This window comes from Actinopolymorpha singaporensis, assembly GCF_900104745.1.
Lineage (GTDB): Bacteria > Actinomycetota > Actinomycetes > Propionibacteriales > Actinopolymorphaceae > Actinopolymorpha > Actinopolymorpha singaporensis.
The window spans coordinates 953,039-964,544 of the sequence record NZ_LT629732.1; the positions used below are offsets into that span (position 1 = coordinate 953,039).

Annotated in this window: 7 protein-coding genes; 2 read left to right on the forward strand and 5 right to left on the reverse strand. The window is 70.1% G+C overall.

The features are described from left to right. Positions 1–12 precede the first annotated feature (12 nt). Entirely contained in the window at positions 13–735 is a 723-nt protein-coding gene (locus BLU27_RS04400) for a hypothetical protein (protein WP_092650773.1), read from the forward strand. A gap of 388 nt (positions 736–1,123) precedes the next feature. Here the strand turns inward: BLU27_RS04400 and katG are convergent, their stop codons facing one another. The 4 genes from katG to BLU27_RS04425 form a co-directional block, all read right to left on the reverse strand. Further along, positions 1,124–3,313, reverse strand: a complete 2,190-nt coding sequence (gene katG / locus BLU27_RS04410; RefSeq protein ID WP_092650777.1) for a catalase/peroxidase HPI — start codon at positions 3,311–3,313, stop codon at positions 1,124–1,126. Between the two features lie 24 nt (positions 3,314–3,337). Further along, complete coding sequence (locus BLU27_RS04415; RefSeq protein ID WP_277869301.1) at positions 3,338–3,760, reverse strand: Fur family transcriptional regulator; 423 nt, start codon at positions 3,758–3,760, stop codon at positions 3,338–3,340. Between the two features lie 221 nt (positions 3,761–3,981). Then, positions 3,982–4,596 (reverse strand): dihydrofolate reductase family protein, encoded by a 615-nt coding sequence (locus BLU27_RS04420; protein ID WP_092650781.1) that lies wholly within the window; start codon positions 4,594–4,596, stop codon positions 3,982–3,984. A 189-nt stretch (positions 4,597–4,785) separates the two neighbouring features. Then, positions 4,786–5,211, reverse strand: a complete 426-nt coding sequence (locus BLU27_RS04425; RefSeq protein ID WP_092650783.1) for a MarR family winged helix-turn-helix transcriptional regulator — start codon at positions 5,209–5,211, stop codon at positions 4,786–4,788. A 108-nt stretch (positions 5,212–5,319) separates the two neighbouring features. Between BLU27_RS04425 and BLU27_RS04430 the strand changes: the two genes are divergently transcribed. Then, positions 5,320–5,730: a nuclear transport factor 2 family protein gene (locus BLU27_RS04430; protein WP_157728210.1), complete on the forward strand. Its 411-nt coding sequence runs from the start codon at positions 5,320–5,322 to the stop codon at positions 5,728–5,730. A 22-nt stretch (positions 5,731–5,752) separates the two neighbouring features. Here BLU27_RS04430 and BLU27_RS04435 read toward each other — a convergent pair whose 3' ends face one another. Beyond that, positions 5,753–11,278 (reverse strand): ATP-binding protein, encoded by a 5,526-nt coding sequence (locus BLU27_RS04435; protein ID WP_092657171.1) that lies wholly within the window; start codon positions 11,276–11,278, stop codon positions 5,753–5,755. Positions 11,279–11,506: the final 228 nt, after the last annotated feature.

An 11,506-nucleotide genomic window follows, 5' to 3' on the forward strand; every position in this document is an offset into this window, starting at 1 on the left:
GGAGGTTCGGTCATGTCCGTCACCGCCACCGCGACATCCACGACATCCACGACGACCTGTCGTCCGCGGCAACTGCTCCACCAACTCACCGCTGTGTCAGTCGTTGGTGGTCCACTGTGCTTCTGGCTCGGCGGGCTGCTGTCGCCCCCGGCGATGCACACCGACGGCGCGCAGACCATCACAGCGAACGCGGCCGCCAACCCGGCCACCAACACCGCACACCTGATCGCGTTCTTCGCCGCGAGCTTTCTTCTTCCGGTGAGCGTCGTCGGACTTGCCCGGCTCTCCTGGGCTCGTGCGCCGTGGCTGTCCACCCTCGGTGGGTTCACCGGTGTGGTCGGCTGGATTCCGCTCGCAGCCCTGACCGCACTGGACGCCTCCGCGGTCGCCATGGCCCAGATGCCCGGCAGCCCTTCGTACGGGAAGTTGTACGACGCGTTCGCGTACGGACCACTGATGAACGCGTTCCTTATCGTCTACATCATCGGCCACCTAGCGGCGTACGTCCTGCTCGGGATCGCGCTGCGGCGGGCCAGGGTCCTTCCCGCCTGGGCGGCCTGGGCGATGGTCGCCAGCAGCCCACTGACGATGGCGATGTTCATCCTCCCCGGCAACCCGGTCACGGTCGGGGCGATCGCCATCGGGCTGCTCGTGGCCGGCAGCGTCCCCGCCGCCCGAGCGATGGCCCGCGCGGGCACAGCACCGAGTGACCGCGAGCAAGGCGGAGCCTGCTAGGGCAGGAGCGTCAGTGAGCCTGTGTGCCCAACAGGTCCTCGGCGCGAGCGGCGGTGTCAGTGCGGCGGGCAGTTGCTGCGGCGAACCATGGTGGCGGCCAGTTCGTGGAGGGCGTTGAGCGAAGATGTTGGCGCACTTCGGCAAGGACGGCCGGCACTTGGTCCTCGGGTAGTTCCTCCACCAAGCGCCGAAGCTCGTCACGGCCTCCGGTCACGGCTGTCAGTTTCGACGCCCAGGGCAGGGCTGCCGGAGTTGTCCACAGTCGCTCCGGACGCCCGGTTCTGTCAGACAGTCATGAGAAAGGTCCAGGCCGGCCGGTGATCCGGCCGACCTGGACCTTCTGCAATGCCGTGCTGCCGTACTTCGAAAGACGAGTCCTGCTTCGGGATCAGCGCAGCTCGAACCGGTCGAGGTTCATGACCTTGTCCCAGGCCGCCACGAAGTCACGGGCGAACTTCTCCTTCGCGTCGTCGGCCGCGTAGACCTCGGAGATGCCGCGGAGCTGGGAGTTCGCACCGAAGATCAGGTCGACGGCGGTGGCCGTCCACTTGACCTCCCCGGTGGCGCGGTCCCTGCCCTCGTAGACGTTCTCCTCCGACTCCGACGGCTTCCACTCGGTGGCCATGGTGAGCAGGTTGGTGAAGAAGTCGTTCGTCAGCACACCAGGCCGGTCGGTGAGGACGCCGTGCCGGGACTGCCCGTAGTTGGCGTTCAGGGCCCGCATCCCGGCGACCAGGACCGTCATCTCCGGAGGGCTGAGGTTCAGCATGTACGCCCGCTCGAGCAGCAGCGTCTCCGGGGACAGCTTCTCGCCCTTGCGCAGGTAGTTGCGGAACCCGTCGGCCTTCGGCTCCAGTACGGAGAACGACTCGACGTCGGTCTCCTCCTGCGAGGCGTCCGTACGTCCGGGCGCGAACGGCACCGTGATGTCGTAGCCGGCGTTCTTCGCCGCCTGCTCGACCGCAGCGCAACCGCCCAGGACGATCAGGTCGGCCAGCGAGATCTTCTTGCCGCCCGACTGCGAGCTGTTGAAGTCCTGCTGGATCTGTCCGAGAACCGGCAGCACCTTGGCCAGCTCGGCCGGGCTGTTGACCTCCCAGTCCTTCTGCGGCGCGAGGCGAAGCCGGCCGCCGTTGGCCCCGCCGCGCTTGTCGGTGCCGCGGAAGCTCGCCGCCGCCGACCACGCGGTGGAGGCCAGCTGGGACGTGGACAGGCCGGAGTCGAGAAGGGTGGCCTTCAGCGCGGCGATGTCGTCGGCCCCGACCAGCTCGTGGTCGACCGGGGGCACCGGGTCCTGCCACAGCTGCGCCTCCGGCACCCAGGGTCCGAGGTAACGCGAGACCGGGCCCATGTCACGGTGCAGCAGCTTGTACCAGGCCTTGGCGAACGCCAGCGCGAACTCCTCGGGGTTCTCCAGGAACCTGCGCGAGATCGGGCCGTACACCGGGTCGAACCGCAGCGCCAGGTCGGTGGTCAGCATCGTCGGCCGGCGCTTCTTGGTGGGGTCGTGCGGGTCCGGGATGGTCTCCTCGGAATCCTTCGCGACCCACTGGTGCGCCCCGGCCGGGCTCTGCGTGAGCTCCCACTCGTGCTCGAAGAGGTTCTTGAAGAACCCCATGCTCCACTTGGTCGGCGTGCTGGTCCAGACCACCTCGAGGCCGCTGGTGATCGCGTCGCCGCCCTTGCCGGTGCCGAAGGTGCTCTTCCACCCCAGGCCCTGCTGCTCGATGGGCGCCGCCTCCGGCTCGGGGCCCACGTGGTCCGCGGGGCCCGCGCCGTGGGTCTTGCCGAACGAGTGACCACCCGCGATCAGCGCGACCGTCTCCTCGTCGTTCATCGCCATCCGGGCGAACGTCTCGCGGATGTCCCTGGCGGCCGCGATCGGGTCCGGGTTGCCGTTCGGGCCCTCCGGGTTGACGTAGATCAGGCCCATCTGCACCGCGCCCAGCGGGCCGGAAAGCTCCCGGTCGCCGCTGTAGCGCTCGTCGCCGAGCCAGGTGTCCTCAGGGCCCCAGAAGATCTCCTCGGGCGCGTAGATGTCCTCGCGACCGAAGCCGAAGCCGAACGTCTTGAACCCCATCGACTCCAGGGCGCAGTTGCCCGCGAAGACCAGCAGGTCGGCCCAGGAGATCTTGCGGCCGTACTTCTGCTTCACCGGCCACAGCAGCCGGCGGGCCTTGTCCAGGCTGGCGTTGTCGGGCCAGCTGTTGAGGGGCGCGAACCGCTGCGCACCGGCGCCGCCGCCACCGCGGCCGTCGGCGATGCGGTAGGTGCCCGCGGAGTGCCAACTCATCCGGATGAACAGCGGGCCGTAGTGGCCGTAGTCGGCGGGCCACCAGTCCTGCGAGGTCGTCATCACCTCGACGACGTCGCGCTTGAGCTCGTCGAGGTCGAGCTTCTTGAACTCCTCGGCGTAGTCGAAGTCCGGGCCCATCGGGTTGGTCCGGTCCGAGTTCGGCGCCAGGACCTTCAGGTCCAGCGCGTCAGGCCACCAATCCTGGATCGTCCTCGGCCGGTCCGTCTTCGGAGTCGGGGAGGGGATTGCTGGGTTCTCGCTCTCGCTGGCATGGTCAGACACGTCTGTCCTTCTCCCGTCTCGCTGTTACTTGGTGCTGGCTGCGTGCTGGTTGCTGCTCGCCACACAGTCAGGACATCTGCCCCAGTAGATGACCTCGGCCTCGTCGATCTCGAAACCCGAGTCGTCGGCCGCCGTCAGGCAGGGAGTCTCGCCCACCGCGCAGTCGACGTCGGCGATGGCACCGCACGACCGGCAGACCACGTGATGGTGGTTGTCGCCGACCCGGGCCTCGTACCGTGCCACCGAGCCGAGCGGCTGGATGCGGCGCACCAAGCCCGCACCGGTGAGCGCGTGGAGTACGTCGTAGACGGCCTGATGGGAGACGATGCCGAGATTCCTGCGTACGGCACCGATGATCGAGTCGGTGTCGGCGTGGGGAAGGTCGTGCACCGCGGACAGTACCGCCATCCGCGGGCGCGTCACCCGAAGGGCGGCCTCGCGGAGCATGCGCTCGAAGTCTGCGGAGGTTGGCACGCCGCCAAGTCTGGCGGATTTTCTTGAATCAATCAAGTATGGGCCGCAGATTGGGGACTTTCGGCCCGGATTGGCTGGACACGGAGTACACACGGCGACCGGCCGGGAGGCCCTCCTCCCGGCCGGTCACCGTCCTGCTTCACGGCGGCGGGCGTCCTCGGAGCACCGCGCCCCGCACCAGGCGTCGACTCGGCTCAGCTGTCTTCCTGGGGCAGGTGCCCCTTCGCGTCCTCGTACGTTCCGTCGGGAGCGGAGTCGTCGGTGGTGTAGACGAGGTGCAGTACGCCCGTGCTGAACGACTTGGACGACAGCAGCCGCAGCGGGATCGAGCTGTCGGCCTCCTCGAACAGCCGGGTCCCCCTGCGGACCGCGATCGGGTGAACCAGCAGGTGCAGCTCGTCGATGAGACCGGCGGCGAGCAGCTGACGTACGACCGAGACCGAACCGCTCATCCCGATCTGGTCTCCCGGCTCGTTCTTGAGGGCGGTGACGGCCTCGATCAGGTCGCCCTTCAGCACCTCGGAGTTGCGCCAGGTGAACTCGAGGTCCTGCCGGGAGACGACGATCTTGCGTGCGTCACCCAGCTTCTTGGCGAACGGTGCGTCCTCCTCGCCGGCCGTCTCACGGTCCGGCCACGCACCGGCAAAGCTGTCGTAGGTCACCCGGCCGAGCAGGAGCGTGTCGGCGGCGCCGAGCTGGGCGTCGACGGCAGCACCCATCTCGTCGTTGAAGTACGGGAAGTGCCACTCCCCCGGGTTGTGGACAACGCCGTCCAGCGAGATGAACAGACCAGCAGTGAGCTTGCGCATCGAACTACTCCTTGATCAAAGGTGCCGCGGTAGTGGTGTACGCCCAGTCTGACCGCACACGCGGTCCCAACTCATCGGCGTTCTGCCCCTCCTTCGAACAACGAGCCGCGGAATCGACATGACGAGCTTCCGCCAGCCCGTGACCTTCGCTTCGGACGACGGAGCGTCGGCCTCCGACCGCCGCCGAGATCAGTCCGCGTCCTGGTCGGTGAGGTTGGCGAGCATGGTCTGGAGGAGGGCGGCGGCGTCGCCCGGGTCTACGCCTCGGGTCAGGTCCGCGGCGACGGCCTCGAAGACCGGTGGCAGTTCGGGGATCAGCGAACGCCCGGCTTTGGTGAGTTCGACCACCACCGCGCGACGGTCGGCCGGGTCGGGCACGCGCCGGACGAGTTCCTTGGCTGCCAGCCGGTCGACCAGTCGGGTGATGCCGGCCGTGTCGGTGCCGAGCAGGTCGGCCAACCGGCGCTGGCTGGACTGCCCGGTGAAGACGTGGACGAGGAGGCCGGCCTGCTGGGAGGTCAGCCCGAACGCCGCGAAACGCTGGTCCAGGGCGGTCCGTAGCTCGCGGGCGAGCCGGACGACGAGGCTCGACGCCTGAACTCCGGGGCTGGGCATGACGCTCCTGTTATTTGTCGTGACAATTACTGTTGGGGCCGCTATCGTACGACAGTCAGCGGCAACCGTCGCACAGGGACTCGGTCACGCGGAGGTTCAGTGAGTTCAGTGAGCACCCCTGCCCTGGAAGCGGAGCTTCGGGAGTTCTTCGAGCGGTTCGACACCAGCGGCGCCGACGCGTTCCACGAACAGTTCCTCAGCCTCGACCCCGCCAAGGCCACCGTCGTCACCCGCGACCAGCTGCGGGCAGTTCTCCCCAGGCGCGCCCAGATGTTCAGTTCGGTCGGGGCAACGGGCACCCGCCTCCGCGACCTCCACGCCCGGTCACTCGACGACCACCACACACTCGTGGAGACGTACTGGGACGTGGAGCTTGCCGACGAGGACGCCGAGCCGCTCACTCTGCACGCCACCTACCTGCTTCGCCGCGCCGACGAGGGGTGGCGCGTCGTCGTCTACCTGAACCACCAGGACATCGGCAGCGTCCTCGCCAACCGCACCGCGGCATCCAGCGCCTGAGGCCCTCGGAAGAATCGGCGGGTCAGCGCGAAGTGCCGAGGCCGCGCTCGATGGCCTCGATCAGCCGGGGCCGGAGTTCGGTCGCGCGGATCACCGTGTCGACCGAACCGACCTCGACGGCCCGCTGGATGCTGTGCACCCGGTCGAAAGCGGCCGCGACCTCACCCAGCTTCTCGGCCCGGACGGCGGTGCGTACCTCCGCCAGTTCCGTCGCCAGCGCGGCGCGTTCGGCACCGACCGCGGCCGACACCCTCCCGGCCAGGCTCGACACCCGGGGGTCGGCTGCCGTACGAGCGTCCACCTCCGCCGCGAACACCACCGCCGCCGCGGGCGCGCCACCGAGCACCGAAGCGAACGAGCCCTCCACCGCCAACACGGTGAGGTTCGGGTTCAGCGCCTTGGAGAACACCACGAACGCCCCGCCGTGGTAGCGCGAGATCACCGCGAACACGATCGGTCCGTCGAAGTTGACGACCGCCCGGCCGATCTCCGCTCCGTACTCCAACTGCAGGTTGCGCATCGAGTCCGGTGACCCGTCGAAGCCGGACAGGTTCGCCAGCACCACCAGGGGCCGGTTCCCGCTGGCCGCGTTGATCGCCCGGGCCACCTTCTTCGACGACTTGGGGAACAACGTGCCGGACGTGTAGGTGTCCGGGCCGTCGGTGGGCGGGAATCCCCGCCGGGGAACGGACTTCGACTCGATCCCGATCAGGCACACCGGGTACCCACCGAGCCGGGCGTCCTGCACCACGGCGGTGTCGGCGTCGGCCATGCCTGCCCAGCGTTCGAGTACCGGGTGGTCCAGGTCGCTGACCGCGCGCATCACCGTACGGATGTCGAACGGCTTCTTGCGGCCGGGATTGGTCTCCGACGAGAAGATGTCGCCGACCGTACGGAAGTCGCTGCCCGGCACCTCGTGCGGATACGTCGTGACGTCCCGGTCCACCGGATCGGACGTGTCCGACCGCCGCGGGCCCGACTCGCCCGGCACGACGTAGGTGTGGTCGTAGTGCGCCATCAGCACGTCGCGGGCGCTCTTGAGGTCCGGCGCCCAGTACTGCGCCTGGCCGTTCGGGCCCATCACCCGGTCGTACCCGCCGATGCCGTAGTTGTCCTCGGCGGAGACGCCGCCGGAGAAGTCCAGTGACTGCTTGCCGGTGAGCACCATCGCACTGTCCGGCGTCATCACCAGGATGCCCTTGGTGTGCATCAGCATCGTCGCCTCGGCGTTCCAGTACGGCTGCGCGCCGACGTTGATACCGGCAACGACGACGTTGATCTCGCCACCCGCCTGGGTGAACTCCACGATCCGCTTGAGTGCGGCGGCGATCCAGTCCATGTTCTCGGTGCCGGAGTCCATCGAGATGCGCGCACCGGCCGACAGCGCGTACCACTCGACCGGTGTGCGCATCCGCTCGGCCAGGTCGAGCGCGGCGATGATCCGCGCGCACTCGGCCTCGGCGAGTGCGCCGAGCGCCTTGGTCGGGTCGCCGCTGAGCACCACGCGGGTGATGCCCTCGGGGCAGCGCGCGGTCGGTGTGCTGATCACCCCGACGATGATCGCCGCCTTGTTCAGGCCGCGGGGCCGGTCGACCGGCACGAGCACGCCGGAGTCGTCCAGGTCGTACTCCACCCCCGAGCCGCCTGGCCCGGCCACCATGTCGGTCAGCTCGTACGGGTAGACGGTGTTGCGGCGGCGCGAGCGCAGGACCTTCTGGGCGTAGTCGTCGAGCGGCTTGAGCCGCTCGGTGGTCCGCTCCTCCACGGAGGTGACCACGCCGGACCCCGGCTGGTAGAAGAAGCGTGCCGTCACCGGCGCGACCGTGCCGTCCGGCCGCTCGACGCGCCCCTGCGCCAGCACCTCCTCGATGCCCGCACCGACGGTGAGCGGCGCGATGTTGCGCTGTAGCGCCGTCAGCTCCTCGACCTGGACGTCGACGACCGGCCAGATGTGCACCCAGACATGGTTCATGTCCAGGCGGGCGCCGGCCGTACCCCGTGCGCTGCGGGCCCTGCGGATCGCCTCCAGGCAGTTCGAGATGGCCCGCTCGACGTGCGGAAGGGACGTCACCTGCCCGTCCTCGTCGCGCACGACGGCGAACTGGCGCACCTGGGCAAGAGCGACCAGCCGCTGGTCGGCGTCGTTGTCGCGCGCCACGCAGTGGTAGAGCAGGACGCCCTCGGGCGCTTCCAGGCGGTTTATCCGGAAGTCCCGCAGCCGCCAGAGGTTCAGCCGCCGCCCCACCATCGGGTGGACGCCGCGCACGTTGTCGTCCTCGACGACGGTGGTACCGGCCGGGCGGTAGGTGAAGTACTCCACCGCCCTGTCGCCGCCGCGGGCGACGGCGAGGGTGATCCGGCGTACGCCACGGCCGAGGGGCAGCGCGGCGACCAGGTCGTGCAGCGCGTCCGCCGCCTCCTGCTGCCCGTCCGGGGTGTCCGGCCCGAACAGGTAGAGGTCGACGACCGCCTCGTGCCCGGCGGGTCGGGCCACGACCTGGGCGGCGAGGGCCCGGACCAGAGCGCCGTCGGGATCGGCGAGCTCGGCGACCGTGCCGACCGTACTGACCAGGTGGGTGGGGCGGTCGTCCAACGAGTAGCCGGCAGTCGCGAACGGTCTCCCGTCGACAGCCAGTTCGCTCAGGCCGTGGAGTTCGTACTCGCGGTAGTGCCGGCGGATCAGCACCTCGAGCATCGGCTCCCACTCGGCCCAGCCGCGCTCCAGCCGCCGGGTGAGGAAGCCGACGATCTGCTCCGGGATGGCCGCCAGCGCCTCGATCCGCTGCTGCCGGTCGGGCGCGTCCGGGTTGGCAGCGAGCGAGTCGACCTCGGCGCCCACTCCGGCGACCACCTCGGCCCGTGCCTCGTCCACCAGCGGCTGGTCGAACCAGCGGAAACGTACGCTGCGGGCCAGGTCGCCGACGACCGGGAAGCGCAGCTGGGTGGCGAGCACGAGTCGTTCCAGTACGTCGTGCACGCGGCCGTCCAGCGGGGCCGCGGGCAGCGGCTCGGTGCTCCAGGCCTGCAGCAACGCCGTCACCAGCAGCACGTCCGGCCTCGACCGCTGCTGGGCGAGGAAGATGCGGAACACCGCCTCGTCCAGCTCGGGGCTGCGCTCCAGGTCGGTCACGCCGTAGTGCCCGAGCACGCGGGCCAGCCGGGCGCGGAACGCCTCCGGAAGGCCGCCGCGCTCGGGATCGAGGCTCTGCAGGTACGTGTGGAAGTGCTCGCGGGGGCTGTGCACCCCGTGCTCGGTGTTGACCTCCTCGCCCGCCGGCCGGTTGCGGCTCAGCTCGGCGAAGTCGGCGAACACCTGCAACAGTTCGATCTCCGCCGACACCGGCGCCTGCCCGGCCGCCGCGAGCTCTGCCCGGGCACTCAGGTAGCCGGCCAGCATCTCGCCCCCGTCACGAGGGTCGACGTCGTAGCCGAGCAGCATGCTGCGCAGGTCGGCCAGGCCGCGTTCGGCGCGTTCCTCGGCGGACTTGCGCACGCTCTCGGTGGGCAGGTCCAGGTCGACAGCCGGCGTTGCGGCGCCGGGCAGACCCGCCGGCGCACCCTCCGCCGCGCCGTCGGCGACCGGCTCCAGCCGGAGGAGGGGCGCGCTGGTCTCGACCTGGCTCCCGGTGGAGACCAGCAGCTCACGCACGGTGCCGCGGAACGGCGCGTACAGCACCGTCTCCATCTTCATGCTCTCCAGCACCAGCACCGGTGCGCCGGCCTCGACCTCGGCGCCCAGCGACACCGGCGTCGCGACGACCAGGGCCGGCGCCGGTGACCGCAGCACCCCGCCCTCGCCCCGGCTCACCCGGTGCGTGACCCCGTCCACCTCGACCAGGTGCACCGGGCCGTGGGTGGCGGTGACCAGCCGGAACGTCCGGCCGTCGACGGTCAGCCGGGCGCCGTAGGTGCCGGACCGTTCCAGTTCGCCGTAGACGACGTGCTGGTCGTCACCGTTGCCGACGCCGACCCGGAACCTGTGCGGGCCGATCTGCGCGACCGTGACGCGGTAGGCGACGCCGCGCAGCTCCAGGTCGATCGCCCGGGCGACCTCGTGCTGCACCTGCGGCCGGCCGCCGTGCGCGGTCTCCAGCAGGCGCCGGAGCTCGACCTGCTTGGCCTCCTCGTACCCCTCGATCGCCGCCGCGACCAGCCCGATGCCGGAGTGGCGGTGGGAGACCAGCCGGCCCTGCCCGCGTACGCGGTCGATCCAGGCGGTGTCCGCACTGCCGTCGATCACCTCGGGCTGGTCGAGCAACGCGAGGATGAAGCCCTTGTTGGTGACGCCGCCCTCGATGATCACCGTGGTCGCGCCGACCGCCCGGCGCAGCCGCGCCAGTGCCTCGTCCCGGGTCCGGCCATAGGCGATGATCTTGGCGATCATCGAGTCGAACTCGGCCGGAATGGTGTCGCCGGCACTGACCCCGGTGTCCACGCGTACGCCAGGTCCGACCGGCAGGTCGAGGAGTGCGATCCGGCCCGGCGACGGTGCGAAGTCCCGGTCGGGGTCCTCGGCGTTCAGCCGGGCCTCGATCGCGTGCCCGGTCTCGACCGGCCGCTCGCCCTCCAGCCGGCCGCCGGCGGCGATCCGGATCTGGGTCTTCACCAGGTCGAGGTCGGTGGTCAGCTCGGTGACCGGATGCTCGACCTGCAGCCGGGTGTTGACCTCGAGGAAGGAGAGCAGCTCGTCCTGCGGACGGTAGAGGAACTCGACCGTCCCGGCGCCGCGGTAGCCCACCGCGAGCGCGAGCCGCTCGGCCGCGTCCTTGATCTGGTCGGCCTGCTCCGCGGACAGCACCGGCGAGGCGGACTCCTCGATCACCTTCTGGTTGCGGCGCTGCACCGAGCAGTCGCGCACCCCGAGCGCCCAGGCGGTGCCCTGCCCGTCGGCGATGACCTGCACCTCGACGTGCCGCCCGCCGGTGACCAGCTGCTCGAGGTAGACGACACCGCTGCCGAACGACCGCTCGGCCTCGTCGCGGGTCCGGTCGTACGCCTGCTTGAGATCCTCCGCGGACATGATCACGCGAATACCCCGGCCGCCGCCGCCGGCGGTCGCCTTGAGCATCAACGGATAGCCGATCTTGTCCGCCGCCTCGAGCGCCTCGTCCAGCGTGTCCACCGGGCCGCCGCTCCACCGCGAGACGGGAACGCCGACCTCCTCGGCCACCAGCTTGGAGGCGATTTTGTCGCCGAGCCTGCGCATCGCGGCGGCTGTCGGTCCGATGAAAGTGACGCCGATGCGTTCGCAGAGCTCGGCGAACGCCGGGTCCTCCGCGACGAACCCCCAGCCCACCCACGCGGCGTCGGCCCTGGTGTCCCGGAGTGCGCGTTCGAGGACGGCGTGGTCGACGTAGGGCCGCGCGGACGCCGCGCCCAGTGAGTAGGCGAGGTCGGCCTCGCGTACGAACGTCGCGGTCCGCTCGATGTCGGTGTAGAGCGCCACCGTCTCGATCCGCTCGCCGCCCTCCGCGTTGAGCTCGCGTACGGCGTTGATCAGCCGCATCGCGGCCTCGCCGCGGTTCACCACTGCGATCCGCCTGAACACCGACCGGCCTCCCACACTCCGCCTGCGCTTCACGGCGCCGAACCCCTACAGACCCCCGCCACCACGGCACAGGCTTTCAGACCCGGCGAGTTACCGTCGAGTCAACCTGACCCGCGCGGCACTGTCACCGCAGCGTCGGCCGGTTGCCACGTTCCGTGGCCGGAGGAAGGCTCCCCTGTTGGCCGGGAAGGATCCGCCCACGGATGCAGACCCTACGGTCAGCGGTCC

Excerpts from the sequence above, each read along its gene's own strand:
- BLU27_RS04400 (WP_092650773.1), top strand. The coding sequence starts at position 13 with ATGTCCGTCACCGCCACCGCGACATCCACGACATCCACGACGACCTGT.
- BLU27_RS04415 (WP_277869301.1), bottom strand. The coding sequence starts at position 3,760 with ATGCTCCGCGAGGCCGCCCTTCGGGTGACGCGCCCGCGGATGGCGGTA.
- BLU27_RS04420 (WP_092650781.1), bottom strand. The coding sequence starts at position 4,596 with ATGCGCAAGCTCACTGCTGGTCTGTTCATCTCGCTGGACGGCGTTGTC.
- BLU27_RS04425 (WP_092650783.1), bottom strand. The coding sequence starts at position 5,211 with ATGCCCAGCCCCGGAGTTCAGGCGTCGAGCCTCGTCGTCCGGCTCGCC.